We start from the raw sequence: 21,081 nt of genomic DNA, 5'->3' as shown, positions 1-21,081 counted from the left end.
GATTATACTTTTTATTGATTGAACGTTCAATCAATAAAAAGTATGATTAAAATGTTATGATGCTCTACATCGAGAAATGTTAGATAAAAACCCTGTTTAGGGCGAATGGAAAAGCATGACAAAGCGTAGAGTAAAACCAGAGCATGTGCGACGCGAAGAAATTATCAATGCCGCATTTCATGTGATTTATGAAGTGGGATTGTCCAATACAACCATTGCACAAATTGCAAAAAAAGCTGAATTATCAACAGGTATTGTCAGTCACTATTTTGGTGATAAACAAGGATTAATCAATACCTGTATGCAAGAAATGCTCAACGTTTTGCGTCGAAAAACCGACCAGAATAAAGCTGAAGCAGATACGCATCCAGAAAGCCAGATTAAGGCAATTATTGATTCCAACTTTGATATCAGTCAGGTCAATAAACAAGCGATGCGTGTCTGGTTAGACTTTTGGTCTGCAAGTATGCATCTCCCTGAATTGGGACGCTTGCAACAAATTAACGACCAACGTCTATATTCAAACTTGAAGTTTCATTTCCTCAAGTTGTTGGACAAAGAACAGGCAAGTATTGCTGCGCGTGGATTGGCAGCTTTGATTGACGGATTATGGTTACGTGGCAGTTTAGTCAGTCATGATGAATTTGACAGTGAACTGGCACGATCCATTGCTTATGATTATGTAAAAACGCAATTGCAATTTGCGCAAAAACCTTTGCAGGAGAGACAGAATGAGTGATTCACAAGTTCATCAATTGTATATCCATGGTCGCTATGTTGCCGCGACCAGTGGTAAAACATTTAATAGTATTAACCCTGCCAATGGTGAGGTGATTGCAACACTTCAGCAAGCATCACAACAAGATATTGAAACAGCTGTTCAAAGCGCACGACAAGGTCAGAAAATTTGGGCAGCCATGACGGCGATGGAACGTTCACGTATTTTACGCCGTGCTGTAGATATTCTTCGTGAGCGTAATGACCAGTTAGCGCACTTAGAAACACTGGATACAGGTAAAGCCTATAGCGAAACATCAACTGTTGATATTGTCACAGGGGCTGATGTTTTAGAGTACTACGCAGGACTTGCCACTGCGATTCAAGGTGAACAAGTTCCCCTTCGTGATTCCAGCTTTTTTTATACCCGTCGTGAACCATTGGGTGTGGTTGCAGGCATTGGTGCTTGGAACTATCCAATTCAAATTGCACTTTGGAAATCTGCTCCTGCCCTTGCAGCGGGAAATGCTATGATTTTCAAACCAAGTGAAACTACCCCGCTTACAGCATTTAAACTTGCAGAAATCTATACGGAAGCAGGTCTGCCAGACGGCGTATTTAACGTTGTACAAGGTGCAGGTCGTGAAATTGGACAATGGCTGACTGAACACCCTGTGATTGAAAAAATTTCTTTTACAGGCGGTGTAGAAACAGGCAAGAAAGTCATGGCCAGTGCAGCAGGTTCAACCCTTAAAGAAGTCACAATGGAACTCGGTGGTAAATCACCATTGATCATTTGCGATGATGCCAATCTAGACCGCGCCGCCGACATTGCCATCATGGCGAACTTTTTTAGCTCAGGACAGGTATGTACCAATGGTACACGCGTCTTTGTGCCTAAATCTTTACTCGCTGACTTTGAAAAAGCGATTGTTGAACGTGTTAAGCGAATTCGCATTGGCGATCCAATGTCAGAAAACACCAACTTTGGTCCGCTCACCAGCTTCCCACATATGGAAAAGGTATTGTCTTTCATTGAGTCAGGCAAACAACAAGGTGCAAAACTGCTTATCGGTGGTGGGCGTGCGACTGAAGGTGATTTAGCCAAAGGGGCTTATGTATTACCGACTGTTTTTAGTCACTGTCAAGATGATATGCGCATTGTTGAAGAAGAAATTTTCGGACCTGTGATGAGCATCCTCAGTTATGACACCGAGGAAGAAGTCATTCGCCGTGCTAACGACACGACTTTTGGTCTTGCAGCGGGTGTTGTGACTCAAGACATCACCCGAGCACACCGTATTATTCACCAAATCGAAGCAGGAATTTGCTGGATCAATACTTGGGGTGAGTCTCCTGCGGAAATGCCAGTTGGCGGTTATAAGCAATCTGGTGTGGGTCGTGAAAATGGTTTGACCACACTCGCACATTACACACGCATTAAATCGATTCAAGTTGAATTAGGTGAGTACCAAAGCATTTTTTAATGCACTCACCCTTTCCCTCTCAATCCATCCTATGTGCCATGTCATCACTTGATTGCATTGGCACCTTTAAGAAATACAAAAAGGATAATTATGAATACTCAATCCTATGACTACATTATCATTGGCGCAGGATCTGCCGGAAATGTATTGGCTACTCGTTTGACTGAAGACAAAGATGTCACTGTTTTATTATTAGAAGCAGGTGGTCCTGACTATCGTTTAGATTTCCGTACCCAAATGCCTGCTGCCTTGGCATATCCATTACAAGGTCGTCGTTACAATTGGGCGTATTTAACCGACCCAGAACCCCATATGAACAATCGCCGTATGGAATGCGGTCGTGGTAAAGGTCTAGGTGGCTCTTCGTTGATTAACGGAATGTGCTACATCCGTGGTAATGCTATGGACCTAGATCAGTGGTCAACCCACAAAGGTCTGGAAGACTGGACTTATGCGGATTGTTTGCCTTATTACAAAAAAGCCGAAACACGAGATATCGGTGGTAATGACTATCATGGTGACAACGGTCCAGTTTCTGTGGCTACGCCAAAAAATGGTAACAATGTACTGTTCCATGCCATGGTTGAAGCAGGCGTACAAGCAGGTTACCCACGTACTGACGATTTGAACGGTTATCAACAAGAAGGCTTTGGTCCAATGGACCGCACTGTGACGCCAAAAGGTCGTCGCTCAAGTACAGCGCGTGGTTATTTGGATATGGCAAAAGGTCGACCAAACTTAACCATTGTCACCCATGCAACCACCAATAAAATTCTTTTTAATCAGAAACAAGCGGTCGGTGTAGAGTATATTCTTGGTGCTGATCAAGCCAATTTAAAACAAGCGCAAGCAAAACGGGAAGTTTTGCTGTGTGCAGGTGCGATTGCTTCACCACAAATTTTGCAACGCTCAGGCGTAGGTCAAAGCACTTTCCTCAAATCAATGGACATTGCTGTGGTTCATGATTTGCCAGGGGTGGGTGAAAATCTACAAGACCATTTGGAAATGTACTTACAGTATAAGTGTAAGCAGCCTGTTTCTCTGTATCCAGCACTAAAATGGTTTAATCAACCTGCGATTGGTGCTGAATGGCTCTTTAATGGCACAGGCATTGGCGCAAGTAACCAGTTTGAAGCAGGCGGCTTTATCCGTAGCTCAGATGAGTTTGATTGGCCCAATATCCAATATCACTTCTTGCCTGTGGCGATTAACTACAATGGTAGTAATGCTGTTAAAGAACATGGCTTTCAAGCGCATGTCGGTTCCATGCGCTCACCGTCTCGTGGTCGAATCAAGCTCAATTCAAAAGATCCGTTTCAACATCCAAGTATTTTGTTCAACTATATGTCCACTGAACAAGACTGGCGTGAATTTAGAGATGCAATTCGCATTACTCGTGAAATCATGCAACAGCCTGCTTTGGATGCCTATCGAGGAGATGAAATCAGTCCCGGTAAGAAAGTACAAACCGATGCTGAGCTAGATGATTTTGTACGGAACCATGCAGAAACGGCTTACCACCCTTCTTGTAGCTGCAAAATGGGTGAAGATGAAATGGCCGTGGTGGATGGTCAAGGTCGAGTGCATGGCTTAGAAGGCTTACGTGTCGTAGATGCCTCGATCATGCCATTGATCATTACTGGAAACTTAAATGCAACCACCATTATGATCGCAGAAAAAATTGCAGATCAAATCCGTGGTCAAAAGTTACCACGATCTGAAGCGGGCTATTACAAGGCAGGAACAACGCCTGTACGCCAAGCACCTTTGCGTGCAATCCATTCATAGAGGTCTATATTGCGCCAGCTGAGTGACCACTGAGCTGGCGCATTACTCAAGGACGAATAAGATGAAAAAGCAACTATTATTTCTCATTCCTTGCAGCATATACGTTCAAGGCATCTATGCAGACGAATCGAGTAAAGTCACGACATCACCGTATAGCGCGAATCTAACCATAGCAAGCCAATATATTTCACGTGGTTTCCAACAAACTTGGGGGAAACCTGCTGTACAAGGTGGCTTAGATTACAATCATAGCAATGGTTTTTTTGCAGGAACATGGGCATCTACAGTCAGTGATGATTTTATCCGAGATGCGACTGTCGAATGGGATGTATATAGCGGATATCGCCGTAGTTTCGGTGAGCTTACGCTAGGTACAAAAGTCGCGTATTACTATTACCCTGGTGCAAAAACCACAGCAGAAACAGCACATACGCGATTTAATTATGGTGAGATCATTCCTGAAATCAGTTATGGTCCATTCAGCTTGAAATATGCCATCACCTATACACAAGACTACTTTGGCAATAACTCTGACACCTTAGCGATTGGCAACAATCAACACTCTCGTGGCTCTGGATATCTAGACTTGAATTGGTATCAACCCATTACTCAAGGTTGGTCTGTAAATGCACACTATGGTCATCAACGTATTCAAAATTTTTCTGAGGCTAACTTTCAGGATGCAAGTTTGACCATCAGTAAACAATTGCCTTATCAGATTTCAAGCAGTTTGAGTTATAGCAAAGCCTGGGATAAAAATGGTTTCTATCAGAACTATAGTAACGGTAACCCAAATGCTAAAGTTTCTAATCCGATTGACTCAACCGTGACTTTTGCACTCACCAAAAGTTTTTAGTTTTCAGGCTTAATTCCCAGAGTTTAGTATGGCTATCCCATAAAGGGAGCTAAAACCAAATATTTTTGAATTCAGTTCCCTCTTTAGCATGACTCATCCTCATGCTTTTTTTATTGATCTATACGACTTCCCCACCAGCACATATATAAAATGGGTAGATTCAGACCAACAAAAAACCGATAAAAATATTTTAATTACAACAACTTAATAAAAACATTCTCCATTTATTCTCTATGTACTTGGTCTTTGTAAGCCAATGATCTCACTATAATTTTTAAAATTTTCGATGATTTTATCGACAGTCTGACATATTTTGTGACGTGATATTCCCTATTTATTTTCAGGTTTTTTATCGTTTTTATGATTTAGCAATGTATTCCTGCGAACTTTTACTTTAAAATGCACCTACTATCTTTTCGTAATTCGTCACCACCTTGCGCCAAAGCAACTGTTTTATGCGTGGTAGCACGAATAAACATGCCTTTGAAAATTCGCGTGGCTAATAATTGTAATGACTCAAGCAACTCATCATCCTATGGAATCCATTTCCAACATCCGTGTATTGGATGAATGGCAAGAAGAAATTCCAGAGGATTTATACATTCCTCCTGCTGCATTCGAAATTCTGCTTGAACATTTCGAAGGACCACTCGACTTTTTAATTTATCTGATTCAGAAAAACGGTTTTGATCTTTTACAATTGGATATTGCTCCAATTGCAACGCAATATCTGTCTTATATGGACAATATGAAATCGCTTAACATTGAACTCACTGCGGACTACATGGTCATGGCGGCACTGTTAGCTGATTTAAAATCGCGCTTGTTGTTGCCAAAACCGAAAACAATAAATATCGAAAAAGATCCAAAACAAGAACTTATTGATCGTTTAGAAACTTATTTACGAATCAAACAAGCAACTGAACGTTTAGGGCAAATGCCTGTTTTAGACCGAGATACTTTTGCCAGTCATGTGGCAATTGGTGAAATTCCAAAAGTATATGAGGGCTATGATGTCAACATGTTAAAAGATGCCTTGTACTGCATTTTTAACCGCCCTGAACCAATTACCCATAAAATTGAACAAGAGCCTGTCCTGCTTGAAGAACGTATTGCTTATATTGAATATATGACCCAATCTGGTGGAGTACTCAGTTTTCAAGAATTGCTTAAGCCAAACCAAGGTCGTATGGGCATGGTGGTGACTTTCATGGCAATCTTAGAGCTGACGCGTCAGCAAAAAGTTCAAATTATTTCATCTGGTGTCGAAGCTCCTCTTTCCATTCAAGGTGCAAACGCATGACCATAGATCAAAATAATGTATTTAATGTTGATGAATTACATCATGAAGTTTTGATGCAACTTGAAGCGATTATCTTTGCCAGTGACGCCCCTGTCTCTCTAGCACGTTTAAAAGAAGCATTTCAAAATCAGTACTCTAAACAGCAGTTGCAACAGTATTTACAACAACTGTCTGTTTTACAACATGGTCGTTCTATTGAGTTGATTGAAACCGCTCAAGGTTATCGTTTTCAAGTTCGTGCTAAATATCGCAATATGATTGCACAAGTTTGGCCTGATCGACCAACCAGATTATCTCCATCACTGTTAGAAACTGTTGCAGTGATTGCTTATCATCAGCCTGTAACCCGCGCTGATATTGAGCAAATACGAGGAGTGACAAATAATAGTCAAATACTCAGGACTTTATTTGATTGGAACTGGATTAAAGAATCTGGTTACCGTGAGCTCCCAGGAAGACCCGCGTTGTTGGTAACGACGCCACAATTTTTAAATGCCTTTGGTCTAGTGTCTTTAGATCAATTGCCTCCCCTACAGGACGCCAAGGAAGCTTTTATGGCTTTGGATGCGCAAGCGCCAAAGTCTTAAATAGGTGCACTGTTGATGATTATTTCTAAGGTTATGCTGTCATGAGTGAAAAATTGCAAAAGGTACTCGCACGAGTTGGTCTGGGCTCTCGCCGTTATATGGAAGAGGTCATTGCCGCTGGTCGTGTAAGTGTCAACGGGCAGGTTGCTCAAGTGGGTGAACGTATCGAACCAGGTGATGAGCTTCGCATCGATGGTCGTAAGGTTCAGTTCCAAATTGAAGACGAAATCCGTCGTCGTGTATTGATTTACTACAAACCAGAAGGTGAAATCTGCTCACGTAATGATCCAGAATCTCGCCCGACCGTGTTTGATCATTTACCGCCAATTGCCAACGACCGTTGGGTCATGGTAGGTCGTTTAGACATTAACTCTACCGGTTTATTGCTTTTCACAAACGATGGTGAACTTGCCAATCGTTTAATGCATCCCTCAAATGAAATCGAACGTGAATATGCTGTTCGTGTCATGGGAGAAGTCACGCCTCAACTTAAAAACAACATGACAAATGGCGTTGTTTTAGATGATGGTCCAGCTAAATTTGAATCTTTCTCTGAAATTGGTGGTGAAGGGATCAATCGCTGGTACCAAGTCGTTGTAAAAGAAGGTCGTAACCGTGAGGTTCGCCGTATTTTTGAATCACAAGGTTTAAAAGTAAGTCGCTTACTCCGTACACGTTACGGTACTGTGATTTTGCCTCGTGAACTTCGTACAGGTCGTTGGATGGAACTGGATAAAACTGATATTGATAATTTAACCAAAGCGGTTGAACTAAAACCACGTCAAGGTACGGGTCTATTTGGTATGGCAAAACGCCGTACAGAACGTATGCAAGACAAACCAATGGCTGCACGTCGTGGCGGTTTCCTTCGTCAGCAACGTCGTGACAATGAAGGTGAGCAACAAAATAACCATAATGAACAACGCGACTATAAAGCGGGTTCAAATCAATATGGTCAAAACCGCAGTGAAAATCGTGCTGATCAACGTAATGAACGTTCTGAAAACCGTTTTAATAAAGCGCGTTCTGGTGGCAACCATTACAATCAAGATCGTGCAGATAATCGTGGCAACAGCTTTAACAGCAACCGCTCTGAAAACCGCTATGGTTCACCACAAAACCGTAACCGCTCAGATGAACGTTACAGCAATGATCGTCGTGATTATTCAGACCGTCAAGAACGTAGTGAACAACCTGAAAAGAAAAAACCTTTTGTAGTGAATAAAGGTTTTAAAAAGTTTTAAGTCATGCATAGACTGAACGCTAAAAAGCCACTCGATTGAGTGGCTTTTTGATTTGCATCGGATCAGAACAGTTACTCAACAACAGCTTTTGGAATGGCACTCAACAAGCGTTTGGTATACTCATGTTTAGGAGACTGATACAGTTCATCAGAATTGGCAATTTCGACAATATCACCATGATTCATCACCATGATTTGATCAGAAATATATTTCACTACAGATAGATCATGTGAAATAAAAATATAGCTTAATCCAAACTCATCTTGTAAATCCTGAAGTAAATTTAACACCTGAGCTTGAACAGATACATCCAATGCAGATACTGACTCATCACAAATTAAAATTTCAGGCTTTAAAGTCAAACAACGAGCAATTGCAATCCGTTGACGCTGACCACCCGAAAACTCATGTGGATAACGATCAAAAGCCTGTACAGGTAAGCTGACTTTCTCCAATAAGGCTAAAGCAAACTGTTTGCGCTCTACATCGTTTGCACCAATGCGATGAATCTGCATCGGTTCCATCAAGATCTGTCCAACCGTAAAACGTGGATTTAGTGAAGCATATGGGTTTTGGAAAATAATCTGAATTTTACGTTGATATTGAATGAATTCTTTTTCAGACATTGCCAAAATATCTTTACCTTGAAATAATGCCTGCCCGCCTGTAGCCTGTTGTAAACGCATCAGCAATAAGCCAATCGTGGTTTTACCAGAACCTGACTCACCGACTAAGCCTAATGTCTTTCCTTTTGCCAATTGAAAAGATGCACCTTTTACCGCTTGATATTCCTCTTTTCCAAAGAACCCTTTACGGCTAAAAAATGATTTTTTTAAGCCTTTGACTTCTAGGATGATTTCCTCACCACCGACTAAACCACGTGTTCTTTCTGGCATTTTTGTTTTTGCTAAATCTCCGCCTTCGACCCAATGCCCTTCTTGTTGTTTAAGAAAGTCACTGATGACAGGTAAACGATAAGGACGTTGTGATAATGTTGGTCGGCATAACAATAAAGCTTTGGTATATGGATCTTTGGGATGTTCTAGCACCTCGTTGGCTAAACCTTGCTCACGAATTTCACCATGACGCATCACAATGACTTGATCGGCAATTTCATTCACCAAAGCCAAATCATGAGTAATAAATAGCATCGACATTTGGCGGCGTTTACGCAAAGCCTCTAGCAAATCTAAGATTTGTTTTTGAATCGTAACATCTAATGCTGTGGTAGGTTCATCAGCGATCAGTAATTTCGGTTCACAGGCAATTGCCATTGCAATCATGACCCGTTGCTGCTGACCACCTGAAAGCTGATTGGGATATGCATCAATCTTGGTTTCTGGCGATGGGATCCCCACTTCTGTGAGTAACGCGAGTGCACGTTGTCGCGCTTGTTTTCGTCCCATGTTTAAGTGAATACGTAGAATCTCAGCAATTTGATCACCTACAGTAAAGACAGGATTAAGCGATGACATCGGTTCCTGAAAAATCATGGCAATGTCTTTACCACAAATCTTACGCATTTGTTTGGTTGTCAAATCCAGTAAATCTTGACCTTCAAACATAATTTTACTTTTTTCAGCAATACGAGACTGATCTTTGGGTAATAGTCCCATTGTTGCCAAAGAGGTCACTGACTTACCACTGCCAGACTCACCCACCAATGCCACGGTGGTATTGGCTGGAATCTGAAAAGAAATGCCTTTTACAGTTTCAATAAATTGCTTATTTTCCCCCTTAAAACTCACACTCAGATCTTCGACACTAAGAAGTACAGGAGGTGTCACATATTGTTCTGACATTGATGTGCTCCTTATTTTAATTTCGGGTCTAATGCATCACGTAATGCATCTGTAAACATTGAAAATGCCGTGACGAGTACTGCCATTGCGACTGATGCAGCAACCAATTGCCACCATTTACCCAGTATGAGCTCGCTTTGTGCTTCATTTAGCATACTGCCCCATGACACAACCCCTACAGGAACACCAAAGCCAAGAAAACTTAAAATCACTTCTGATTTAATAAATCCAACCACTAAAATTGACATCTGAACCAGTGCAATATGACTGACATTGGGAAAGATATGCACAAACATTCGTCTGAGGTGGCTCACCCCAATAGCTTTAGCCGCAAGCACATACTCACGTGAGGTATGCTTCATATATTCAGCACGAATTAAACGAAACACACCTGTCCAGCCAGTTAAACCTAGAATCAAAACGATAGACAAAATCCCTTTTTGTTGTAATACAGCTGCTATCGCCAAAACCAGTAATAAATAGGGAATAGAGGTAAAAATGCTATAAAACCAGTTTAGAACGTCATCGACCCATCCACCAAAATAACCTGCAACCGCCCCAAGAAAAGTACCGATCACCACAGCAAGCAATGCAGAAACCAACCCTACAACAATCGAGGTTTCAGCGCCTTTAATGGTCTTTAATAAAACATCCTGTCCCCATTTATCAGCACCAAAAGGCAAAGTTTTTTTCAACTCGCTTTGCTGATCGAGCAAATGTCCACCCAACTGCTGATCAATGACCTTCATATCCTCAGCGAGTGGATCTTGAACACCATAATAATCCACTGCACCACCTGAAGCCTGCTCAATGGCAATTTGAGCATTTAATTCTTTGATAACATCTTTTAAAGGATCAACAGGATTTTCAGGTAAAGCTGCTGTATTTGCTGTCTTTTGAGCAGCATTTTGTAGTGTTTGATCTGCTCCCATAAAGGTAGGAGGTGCATAACTTTCGGCAACCTCTTTGTTCCAGTTAGAAGCGATGACACCTGTCATGGATAAAATCAAGATGATGAAATAACAGAACAATACTCCTAACGACACCATGGCAACACGATCAGCTTTTAATCGTCGCATAGCCAAGCGCCATAGCCCCGGAGAAGCGTGCTGTTGTGTTTCTACTTTTTTAGATAAAATTCCAAGCATCATCCCACCTACTTCAACTGTACGCGTGGATCAACCACTTTATAAATCAAATCAGCGATGAGATTAAAAATCATGGTTGCGGCTGCGACATACACAGTAATGGCTTTAATCACAGGAAAATCACTACGCTCAACTGCAATGATGATTTCACGCCCGATCCCTGGAATCCCAAAAAAACGCTCAATTAAGAATGCACCGATTAATAAACCAGGCAGACTTGCCATCACATCAGTGATAATCGGAATTGAAGCATTACGAAGCACATGAATCCCCAAGATACGTCCTTCCCCTACGCCTTTTGCACGAGCAGTTCTGACATAATCCTGATTGACTTCATCCAAAATAAAGCTGCGATAAAGCCGTAATGTAGGCGCAATACTGACCACTAACATGATTAAAATTGGCAATAAGGCATACTCAAATAAATTCCCCGTCAGACTGTCACTCCATCCTTGCACAGGGAACCAACCAAGCTGATAAGCAAGACTGTATTGAAATACAATGATATACACCAAAATACTGATCGACATACCGATGGTACACAACAACATCACCATTCGATCTGTTAAAGAACCACGAACCGATGCAACAGCCAATGCCAAAATGATTGAAATCACAGTTTGTAAAATTGTCAGTGGGATAATGATGGTGAGAGATGGACCTAGTCGGGTTAAAATAATATTTGAAACTGACTCACCGGTGCTCCAACTAAAACCATAATCAAAAGTGATAATTTGTTTAATAAAAATCCAAAGTTGAATGTAATAGGGTTGGTCAACGCCCAATTGCTGGCGAATATTTGCAATTTGTTCTGGATTCGCCATTTTGCCTGCAAGGATATATGCAGGATCGCCCCCGACCCAATTAAATAAAAAGAAAATCAGCAACACAACTCCCAACATGGTAGGAATCATTTGCCATATACGACGTATGATATATGCCAACATAGTTCTTATTCCCTTTAGTTACGTTGTCCCGTAATTTCTTGAAAGAATGCCTTGTTATCTGGTGCTCTGCCTAAGAAATCGACCACCAATTGTTCAGCTTTCTTCTGCCCACCTTGCGACAAGATTGTCTTCCGATAACGTGCACCAACTTCAGGATTATTTAAGTTATCGCCAAATGCTGAAAGCATGTCTAAGGCCAAGACTTCAGACCACATATAACCGTAATAGCCGACTTGATAGCCTCCCATAATATGACCAAACTGACCTGGGAATTCTGTCGTAGGCACATAGCCTAGAGCCGTTTGAGCTTCTAGATTTTTCCAGACGTCCATGGGTTGGGTTTTTAATGCATTGGCAGTATGTAGTGCCATATCATATTGCGCATACAAGGTCTGACGAGAATAGAACAAACCACGTCCATAGTTTTTAACCGCTTTAAGTTTTCCAATCAGTTCATCATCAATGCGTGGACATGCAGGCTTACAATAATCCGCCAAGGTAGAAAGCGTTTCTTTACGACGTGCCCATTCCTCATACATTTGGGAAGGTGCTTCCACAAAGTCACGCTCTACAGAAGTCCCTGATTGCGAGGCATAACGCGTATTTGAAAGAATGCCATGCAAAGCGTGACCAAACTCATGGACAAATGTTTCCAGTTCATCACTGTTTAAGCCTTTACGGTTAAAATTGGTGACCAAAGCAGAAATGGGTTTACGGTGGGTCAATGTACTTCCGCCTCTTACGCCCCAAACTGCAGCGTGACCATATTTACCTTCACGTGGAAACTTATCCATATACAGACCACCTAAAAGTTGACCTGTCTGCTTATCGACTACATCGTAGTACTCAACTTCATCTTGCCAAACATCAACTTTGGCAGGCTTAAATTCGATACCATATAACTGAGACGAAATGGCAAATAACCAATCTTGTGACGCTTGTGTCGGAAAATATTCACGCATTTTTTCTTGGTCAATTTGGTACTTATCTTGGCGTAATTTTTCACTCCAATATGCTTCACTCCAGCGATTAATTTCAGCTTTTTCCACAGCAATGTTCAACGTTTTGGCTTTGAATTCACGGAGAGTCTGCACTTCTTGTTTTTCTAATGGCGCAACGGTATTGTGTACTTCTTTGAGGAACTTATTGACTGTTTCAGGATTTTGCGCCATACGATTTTTCAATGCCCAATCGGCATAGCTGGCTTTACCAAAGAGTTGTGCCAACTCATGACGCAGATCAATGGCTTGTTTAAGCAAGACTAAATTCTTTTCAGTTCCACGGCGTGTATAAGCAATTTGATAACGTTTACGCGCATCTTCGCTGTCTGCCAACTCCATAAATGGACGATATTCGGGATAGTCAAATCCCAATAAATAGTTACCCTTTTCATTTTTCTTTAAATTGGTGATATAACTTTCGGGTAAACCTTTTAGCTCGGCAGGTGTAAATTCTAATTTTTCTGGATTATCACGAATATTACGCGCATATTCTTGTTGGATCTTGGTCAACTCATCCAAAATTACCTTTAAACGGGCTTGTTTTTCTGCGGAGAGCTGAACACCAGTATCTTCAAAACCATCTAAAATATCTTGGCGATATTTACTGTCAATCTCATTATTGGCTTTGGTTTTTTTAATCTGCTGATATAACTTGGCATCTTGATAAACTTCAGTCTGGAATTGGCTAATTTTAACCTCACAATCCTCAGCAGCTTTACGTAATGCTGCATCTGGATCGACATTGCTCATCAAATTGATCGGTCCATAAAAATCTTCAAACTCAGCAAAAATTTGATCCCACTTTGCCAACACATTACCAGCAGGCGCATTATTTTTTAATTTGAGCTTGGCAAATTCAGCAAGTTTACTTTTTACATCAGCAATTTTTGCATCACATTGGGCAGGAATGTCTTTCGCTTGAAACTTCGGTAAAGTACTCCGTTCCGATTGTGCATATGCCCACTGTCCTAAACCTATTGATAACATACATAACGCACTGAGCTTAAATCGCTTCATTTTCATCTTTACTCCAATCTTCAATTTATTTTTCAAAATTCAATCTGTTTATTTTTTCAACAAATGCAATAAATTACTTTTTCATATCAAAATACATCCATTCTGATGGAAGAATAGGATGCTTTTTAAATCCAATCACACGCGGTTGCGCCAAAGCATTTCGGTAACGTGTTGATGCCATTTGTACAGGCATATAAACTTCTAATATTCTTGCCATTTTGCGATAGAGTGCATCGCGTTCAGGACCCGGCTTTAACTTTTGGGTTTGTTCATAGAGGCGGTCATATTCAGGAATTTTCATACAGGCATTGTTGGTCGCATGAATATTTTTGCTGTAGAACAATTGCATAAAGTTGTCAGCATCAGGATAGTCAGCAACCCAAGCAGAACCTTTAAACATGGTTTTACATTGCTTTTCAGCTTTTAGACCTTCTGCAAAAGGTAAGGATTTGGTGGTCATTTTGACTTTAATATTGTCTAACGTTTTTTTCCAAAATTCGGCACTCTGCTGACTACGCGCACTCCCCCCATAAACTGCTAATTCGATCACCAACGGCTTACCATCGGGCAAAGTTCGCCAACCATCTGCCCCCACTTTATAGTGATAACGATCAAGAAGTAAATTGGCTGCTTTGACTGAATAAGGGATACTGGTTTTATAATTTGGATCATGCCCCACTACCCCGTAAGGGACAGGGAACTGTAATCTTTGTGCATCCCCTTTCATTAAAATTTTAATTTGGTTATCTGGGGAATACGCCATTGCCATGGCACGACGTAAAGCAATTTTTTCTTTACTTAAACCACCAACAACAGGATTCTGCATATTCCAGTAATAATAATCAATCGAAGGATCGACAATTCGGGAAAGTTGAATGCCTTTTTTCGCCAGTTCAGGCTTGAGCTGACCATCCTGAATCGCTTGAACAGTTAAATCACCATCAAGGACGAATAAGTCTGTTTCATCTTTGCTAAACGATAACCAGCGTGATTGCGCTTCTTCCATCACTTGAATATCAACCACACCGATTTGCGGCATCTTTTTGCCTTTCATCGCATCGACAATTTTCTGATCTTCGGGTGTTGAAGCTTTGAAATCCCAAACATAGCCACGATAGTCAGGATTTGCTTTTAAAATAATACGTGAGCCAGGAATCCACTTGGTCAAAATATAAGGACCTGTACCTACAGGATGAGCCATAGCAAATCCGGATTTATCGCGATAATGTTCAATTACTTCCCGAGCCACCGCACCTGCTGGCTGATGTGCCAAGAGCATTGGAAAGTTTTGATCAGGCTGTTTTAACTTAATCACCAAAGTATAACGATCTGTTGCCTGAAGCCCTGCAACAGGTTGATCATAATCAAACTTCCCGGTTTTTTTGGCTTGATCAAGGAGTTTATCTATACCCACGATCTTGTCATCCAACAACCAACTATTGGGTGAATGTAAACCTGGATCTAATAAACGTTTATAAGAATAAACATAATCTTGTGCAGTTAACTCTCGCGCCTTACCTTTAAACACTGGATCTTTTGCAAAATAGATACCTTTTTTAATTTTAAAGGTATAGGTCAACCCATCAGCACTCACTTCAGGCAATGCTACAGCAGTACGCGGGACTAATTTGGCAGGTGATGCTAGATAATCATAGGTATATAAGCCTTCAAAGATTGAATTATGCACATGTGCAGAATACAAATCTTGTGTTCCAGCTGGATCAAATCCCGTTTCCGCAACGGGAAAAACATAACGTAAAACCTTATTTGGATCTGCTGGACTTTTGGCAAAAACATTCATCGTGCCTGTAAGCATCATACTGCCCAACAATACACTTAACCCAATCTGTTTAAGTTTCCTATTTAAATTATCCTTCATCATTTCCTTCAACTTTATCAGTTATTTTTTGATTGACTGTACATCAAGATATTGCCAAACGGTATTCATCATTGGGTGCGCTTTATAGCCTTGAACTTGTGGTTGCAATAACCAATTACGAATTCGGGTGGTATGTATAATCCAAGGATTATCGGCTTCAATCTGACGACTGATTTTTTCATAAAAAGGCTGTCGTTGTTGTGGTGGTAAGGTTAAGGCTTGCTGATAAAGTGAATCGTAAGCTTTAGATTGATAACAACTTAAATTGCCTTTTCCTGAATTAGGACCATAAAGCAACTGAGCAAAATTTTCGCCTTCAGGGAAATCAGCAATCCACGCACCACCCCAAATCATATGCTTACATTGCATGGCTTCTTTTAAATTATCAGCAAAGTTACTGACTTTAAATTCAACACGCACCCCAATCGCGTCCAAATTTTTCTTCCATAACTCAGAATGAATGACTGAACTGGAACTATTTTCCGTATTGTATTTCAATGTCAATGGCTGCCCATTGGGTAAAGTTCGGTATCCATCCTTGGCTTTTTTATAGCCAAATCGATCCAGTAGTTTGTTCGCCAATAGAGGGTTATAAGCCACGCTACTGCGATATTGGGCATTATGCCCTTGTACACCATCTGGCACGAGCATTTCAGCTCGGACAGCTTGTCCCTTATAAAGCTGCTTAATTGCTTCTTCTTGGTTATATGCCAAGGTAATCGCTCGACGCAAGGCGATTTTATCTAAACTATAGCCACCCACAATTGGATCTTTCATGTTGAACATGGTGTAAGTAATTTCTGGATCTTTATTGGGAAAGTGCTGAATACCTTGTTTCTTTAATTCAGGTTTTAATTGTGTACCATTGAGTGCCTGTGGAACAGCATTAGAGGTTAATTTATCAAAGTCCAATTGCCCAGATTTAAACGCTAACCATCTGGATTGCTCCTCCTCAATAATACTGACCACAACCTTACCGACTTGGGGCATTTTTTTGCCTGTCATTTCCTTGACCAACTGATTATCCCAAGCTGTTCCTGTAGATTTATAATTCCAGATAAAACCACGATAGTCAGGATTTGCCACTAATTCAATTTTACTACGTGGCACATATTTACTGAGTTGATAGGGTCCAGTACCTACGGGATGTTGCGCTATACGATCTCCATAAAACTCAACAACTTCTCGTGCTGTTCCGCTAAAAGTGACATAAGCTAAAATATATGGGAAATTATAGTCAGGACGGGTAAGGGTAAATTGCAATGTATATTTATCTAAAGCTTTAAGCCCTGCAATCGGTGCATCATAATCAAACTTTCCAGTCTTTTTTGCCTGAGCAACCACAGATACTAAACCTTGAATCTTACCATCGATAAAAGAGTAAGTTGGAGAGTGATTTTTCGGATCACTGATACGCTGTATTGAGTAAATATAATCCTGAGCAGTCAATTCACGTCGTTTTCCCTTAAATGCAGGATCTTCGGTGAAATAAATTCCAGGCTGAATTTTAAAGGTATAAACCTTACCCTCTTGTTCTATTTTTGGTAAGGACTGTGCTGTATTGGGCACGAGTACCACTGGTCGAGCCAAATAATCATATTTTAACAAAGGCTCAAATATCGCTTCTGCGATATTGCCGCTGTAGTAATTATAGGTTTTAACCATATCAAAACCATCATCTGGCGCTTCAAAGGCCAAATTCAAAATTTTATTGGGTTGCGCAGGAGTTTTCGCAATGACGAGTTCCCCACAACCGATTGCATAAGCACACAACGCAATACGTAAAAGCTTAGATTCCAAATTCATACCTATGTGTTTTTATAAGAGTAGCAAACCTTGAAAAGCGCCTCAGCTCTGAATCAGATCATATGAAACAGTATGCTAACGGTACGATCATCCTGTACATTACCGCTTTGGTACGAAACCAAATATCAAATTAACAATAGTGAAAAACTGCACAAGATAACAGCCCTAAATCGAAAGCGAATTTCATGCCACCCATAATCAACGTTGTAAATTTTGTTTATTTTTACCGTAATAAATTGACAATTATTAAGGATTTATCAAAGTTCGACATATAATAATTTGTACGATAACTGATATAAATATTAAATTCGTATAACCTTTATCAAAATGACTTATATTGCACAATTTAAGGACACCAGTGTTCCAAAATTGCTCACTTATTTTATCAAACACTTTAAAATAATTAATAAATATATGATTATTATAAAATAATATAAAAATTTAAATCATAATAAATTTATATAATACTCATAACTTATATTAAACATTTGATTTTAAAAACATTGCTTAAACATAATCACCATAAAACAACACCTTTAATTACAATCTTTTCATCTTTCCTTAATATTTTTTAAAAATTAGATTTTTTCAATCAAGCCACGGAAGAATAAGATAATTAGACACTAGTAACGTAATTTATTAGCAATTTTTTGTATATTTTTACAACATATAATTAGATAGTTGGCACTTGTATTGCTAGAAAGCATTGCAGCAATATCGCTAAGTACAAAAAAAAACGGATGTCTGAAAATATGAAAATGAACAAAGAGTTTCGTTCTTTGGAATCGCCAGTAATGGGGAAAAATATTCTTAAATTAAGCATACTTAGTTTAAGTTTGATGTACCTCTCTGTAGCAAAAGCAGCGGAAAATGAAGAAAGCCCTCAAACAACCAAAGTGGCAAAAGTGACGGTCACAGGCTCTTCGATCAAAGGGGTTGCTGCCCAAAGTGCGTCCCCCATTACAATTATTAAAGGAGATGATTTAGCGAAACAAGGGGTCACCACAGTTGAAGAAGCGTTGACCAAAGTCAGTTCAAACCAAGCAGGATTTTCAACTTCACAAAACGTCGGAGCAAGTAATACAGAGGGTTCTTCTGCCAACCTTCGTGGTTTAGGAACAGATAAAACATTGGTATTACTCAATGGTCGTCGTTTGGCTTATAGCCCTTTCAGCACATCCACCACCAATCTTAATATTATTCCAATGGCAATGGTGGAGCGTATAGAGATTCTCCGTGATGGTGCTTCCGCCGTGTATGGCGCAGATGCAATAGGAGGTGTAATTAATTTCATTACAAAAAAATCCTTTGAAGGACTCAATATTAGTGTTGGTGCTACTCAACCTGAAGCCAGTGGTGGAGATAAACAAGACATTTCTATTTTTGGGGGATATGGTAATTTAGACGAACAAGGCTTTAACGTTTACGGCGTAGTTGATTATCGTAGAGCCAATAATATCATGGCGAAAGACCGTAAAATCAGTCGTCGCGGGGGCGTAATCCCTGAACTGGGACTAGATGCCAGTTCAGCAAATGCCTTTCCTGCAAACTTTTTTGAGCCAAAATCCAATATTTTTGCAAACCCATATGGCAATACAAATTGTAATAACACGCCCAATGTTATTGCAGATGGAGGCTTATGCTATTTGAACACGCAAGCACTGATTGGCATTACCCCAGAAGTTGAAACAATTTCAGCACTTGGTCGAGGTACATTTAAACTTTCAGATCAATTTAATTTAATTGGTGAGTATATTTTTTCTCGCAATGAAGTGACAACCTCGATTGCCCCTGATGTATACAGTCGTTCTGTAACACTGCCAAGTACAAGTCAATATTATCCAGGCAAAGGAATCACCCCAGAAGTGAGTGGCTTGAATGATGCAGATTTACAACTTTATCTGCGTTCACAAGGTGGCAATCGCTCTGGCAAAACAACCAATGACTCTCACCGAGCTTTTGCTGGAATTGAAGGTGAAGCTTATGGATGGGATATCAATGCAGGTTTAACTTATGCAAAAAGCAAGGCAACAGACAGCTTTAATGCTGGTTATCTTAACCAAAGTAAAGTTCAAGCTGCATTAAATGATGGTTCGCTCAATCCATTTGGTCCCTCAGCAGATGCCAATATTTGGAAATCATTTGAAGTCAACGGAGATACCAATAAAGCCAGTTTAGATTCAACTTCTGTTGATGTCACTGTATCTCGCCCCATCTACAGCTTACCTGCTGGTGATGTTGGCTTTGCTTTAGGTGGAAGTTTTACCAAACAAAATTGGGATCAAAAAATTAATGCTGAAATTGTTAGACAAGTGCCTGGCAGTGGAATAGATCCAGACAAACCTGTGAGTAAAGGTGATCGTAATATTTCAGCCGTATTTACTGAATTACATATTCCGATTTTAGCCAATTTAGAGGCACAACTTGCCGCACGCTATGATGATTACAGTGACTTTGGGGATACTTTCAATCCTAAAGTAGCGTTGCGTTGGGAACCTTTAAAACAATTAATGTTCCGCACATCCTATAGCACAGGCTTCCGTGCACCAAGTTTATACGACATCAATGCACCTCAAAGCCAGACCTACACAGGCTCAAGATACAATGATCCTGTACTTTGCCCAGGTGGAGCTGCAAGTTCACCACAATATCAAACAGAATGTAATGTTCAATTTAAGCGTATGCAAGGTGGAAACCCAGATTTAAAAGCTGAAGAATCAACATCATATACAGCTGGCGTGGTATTTGAACCGATCAAAAACCTTGTATTCACAGCAGATTATTACAACATCAAAGTTGATAATCTAATCGATGCCATTACAGATTCAATTGTTTTCGCAGATCCAAATAAATATGCAAGTCTTTTTGTCCGTGACGCAGATGGTCGTATCAAATATGTCAGTACCACTTTGATCAATATGGGAGGGATCAAAACTCAAGGGGTTGATTTAAGTTTGAATTATCTTACACCTGTGACCAAAACTGGACGATTTGGGTTTGGTATTGACGGAACCTATGTCATCAAATATGACAAACAAGAAGAAAAAGGCGGTGAATGGATCGGTCGTGTAGGGAGCTATTACAATCAACAAGTGTATACACGCTGGAAACATGTTGCCAATGTAAATTGGAGCTACGACAAATGGAAAATGATCTTTGAACAACAATTTAGCCGTGGCTATAAAGACTCAAATACAACGGGTGAAGCAAAATACGACCAACATCGTGTAAGCGATTACACTCTCTACAACATCGCAAGTACTTATAGTGGATTTAAGAATCTTGAACTCACTGCAGGAATCAAAAATATTTTTGATCAAGATCCACCAGCCTCGAACGTTACAGATAACTTCCAATATGGCTATGACTCAAGTTATGCCGATCCAACAGGTCGTGCATATTACCTAAGAGCGACCTATAAGTTTTAACTGAGTATTTCACAAACAGCAGCCCAATTTCTTCTGTTGTTTGTGAAAGTAAATCGTTCACATCGTCAAAC

13 protein-coding genes and 1 pseudogene are annotated in these 21,081 nt (G+C 40.3%); 8 read left to right on the top strand and 6 right to left on the bottom strand.

The annotated features are described in order from the left end of the window. The first annotated feature begins 115 nt into the window (after nt 1–115). From betI to rluB, 7 genes and pseudogenes are all read left to right on the top strand, one after another. On the top strand, nt 116–739 hold the full coding sequence (gene betI / locus AC1Z3T_RS09145) for a transcriptional regulator BetI (RefSeq protein ID WP_004829769.1): 624 nt from the start codon (nt 116–118) through the stop codon (nt 737–739). Continuing rightward, nucleotides 732–2,204: a betaine-aldehyde dehydrogenase gene (gene betB, locus AC1Z3T_RS09140; protein WP_009585876.1), complete on the top strand. Its 1,473-nt coding sequence runs from the start codon at nt 732–734 to the stop codon at nt 2,202–2,204. Before betI ends, betB begins: the two co-directional genes overlap by 8 nt. A gap of 90 nt (nt 2,205–2,294) precedes the next feature. Beyond that, nucleotides 2,295–3,992, top strand: a complete 1,698-nt coding sequence (betA, locus tag AC1Z3T_RS09135) for a choline dehydrogenase (RefSeq protein ID WP_005033368.1) — start codon at nt 2,295–2,297, stop codon at nt 3,990–3,992. A gap of 61 nt (nt 3,993–4,053) precedes the next feature. Continuing rightward, nucleotides 4,054–4,848, top strand: coding sequence for a TorF family putative porin (locus AC1Z3T_RS09130; RefSeq protein ID WP_483396594.1), 795 nt, complete (start codon nt 4,054–4,056; stop codon nt 4,846–4,848). Between the two features lie 511 nt (nt 4,849–5,359). Next, entirely contained in the window at nt 5,360–6,151 is a 792-nt protein-coding gene (locus AC1Z3T_RS09125) for a segregation and condensation protein A (RefSeq protein WP_419320491.1), read from the top strand. Next, nucleotides 6,148–6,738, top strand: a complete 591-nt coding sequence (gene scpB / locus AC1Z3T_RS09120; RefSeq protein ID WP_004829778.1) for an SMC-Scp complex subunit ScpB — start codon at nt 6,148–6,150, stop codon at nt 6,736–6,738. Before AC1Z3T_RS09125 ends, scpB begins: the two co-directional genes overlap by 4 nt. Nucleotides 6,739–6,779: 41 nt before the next feature. Then, a pseudogene (rluB, locus tag AC1Z3T_RS09115) lies at nt 6,780–7,638 on the top strand (23S rRNA pseudouridine(2605) synthase RluB); the annotation flags it as partial. A gap of 415 nt (nt 7,639–8,053) precedes the next feature. Here the strand turns inward: rluB and AC1Z3T_RS09110 are convergent. The 6 genes from AC1Z3T_RS09110 to AC1Z3T_RS09085 form a co-directional block, all read right to left on the bottom strand. Beyond that, on the bottom strand, nt 8,054–9,784 hold the full coding sequence (locus tag AC1Z3T_RS09110) for an ABC transporter ATP-binding protein (RefSeq protein ID WP_151806836.1): 1,731 nt from the start codon (nt 9,782–9,784) through the stop codon (nt 8,054–8,056). 11 nt (nt 9,785–9,795) lie between these two features. Then, a complete protein-coding gene (locus AC1Z3T_RS09105; protein ID WP_419320489.1) occupies nt 9,796–10,932 on the bottom strand; it encodes an ABC transporter permease in 1,137 nt (378 codons plus the stop codon). An 8-nt stretch (nt 10,933–10,940) separates the two neighbouring features. Next, nucleotides 10,941–11,879: an ABC transporter permease gene (locus AC1Z3T_RS09100; RefSeq protein ID WP_005033381.1), complete on the bottom strand. Its 939-nt coding sequence runs from the start codon at nt 11,877–11,879 to the stop codon at nt 10,941–10,943. Between the two features lie 14 nt (nt 11,880–11,893). Continuing rightward, the gene (locus AC1Z3T_RS09095) at nt 11,894–13,903 is read right to left on the bottom strand and encodes a M3 family metallopeptidase (protein WP_483396593.1); all 2,010 of its coding nucleotides are present in this window, start codon (nt 13,901–13,903) and stop codon (nt 11,894–11,896) included. A gap of 67 nt (nt 13,904–13,970) precedes the next feature. Next, nucleotides 13,971–15,776, bottom strand: a complete 1,806-nt coding sequence (locus AC1Z3T_RS09090) for an ABC transporter substrate-binding protein (protein WP_483396599.1) — start codon at nt 15,774–15,776, stop codon at nt 13,971–13,973. A 21-nt stretch (nt 15,777–15,797) separates the two neighbouring features. Next, nucleotides 15,798–17,588 (bottom strand): ABC transporter substrate-binding protein, encoded by a 1,791-nt coding sequence (locus AC1Z3T_RS09085; protein WP_483396598.1) that lies wholly within the window; start codon nt 17,586–17,588, stop codon nt 15,798–15,800. 746 nt (nt 17,589–18,334) lie between these two features. Here AC1Z3T_RS09085 and AC1Z3T_RS09080 point away from each other — a divergent pair. Continuing rightward, nucleotides 18,335–21,010 carry a TonB-dependent receptor gene (locus AC1Z3T_RS09080; RefSeq protein ID WP_483396592.1) on the top strand — a complete coding sequence of 892 codons (2,676 nt, stop codon included), beginning with the start codon at nt 18,335–18,337 and terminating at the stop codon, nt 21,008–21,010. Nucleotides 21,011–21,081: the final 71 nt, after the last annotated feature.

This window comes from Acinetobacter sp. B-6 (genome assembly GCF_056930735.1).
The sequence above is the reverse complement of the archived record's forward strand: the minus strand, read 5'-3'. Positions and strand labels throughout refer to the sequence as shown.

Excerpts from the sequence above, each read along its gene's own strand:
- betI (WP_004829769.1), top strand. The coding sequence starts at position 116 with ATGACAAAGCGTAGAGTAAAACCAGAGCATGTGCGACGCGAAGAAATT.
- betB (WP_009585876.1), top strand. The coding sequence starts at position 732 with ATGAGTGATTCACAAGTTCATCAATTGTATATCCATGGTCGCTATGTT.
- betA (WP_005033368.1), top strand. The coding sequence starts at position 2,295 with ATGAATACTCAATCCTATGACTACATTATCATTGGCGCAGGATCTGCC.
- AC1Z3T_RS09130 (WP_483396594.1), top strand. The coding sequence starts at position 4,054 with ATGAAAAAGCAACTATTATTTCTCATTCCTTGCAGCATATACGTTCAA.
- AC1Z3T_RS09125 (WP_419320491.1), top strand. The coding sequence starts at position 5,360 with ATGACTCAAGCAACTCATCATCCTATGGAATCCATTTCCAACATCCGT.
- scpB (WP_004829778.1), top strand. The coding sequence starts at position 6,148 with ATGACCATAGATCAAAATAATGTATTTAATGTTGATGAATTACATCAT.
- AC1Z3T_RS09110 (WP_151806836.1), bottom strand. The coding sequence starts at position 9,784 with ATGTCAGAACAATATGTGACACCTCCTGTACTTCTTAGTGTCGAAGAT.
- AC1Z3T_RS09105 (WP_419320489.1), bottom strand. The coding sequence starts at position 10,932 with ATGCTTGGAATTTTATCTAAAAAAGTAGAAACACAACAGCACGCTTCT.
- AC1Z3T_RS09100 (WP_005033381.1), bottom strand. The coding sequence starts at position 11,879 with ATGTTGGCATATATCATACGTCGTATATGGCAAATGATTCCTACCATG.
- AC1Z3T_RS09095 (WP_483396593.1), bottom strand. The coding sequence starts at position 13,903 with ATGAAAATGAAGCGATTTAAGCTCAGTGCGTTATGTATGTTATCAATA.
- AC1Z3T_RS09090 (WP_483396599.1), bottom strand. The coding sequence starts at position 15,776 with ATGAAGGATAATTTAAATAGGAAACTTAAACAGATTGGGTTAAGTGTA.
- AC1Z3T_RS09080 (WP_483396592.1), top strand. The coding sequence starts at position 18,335 with ATGAAAATGAACAAAGAGTTTCGTTCTTTGGAATCGCCAGTAATGGGG.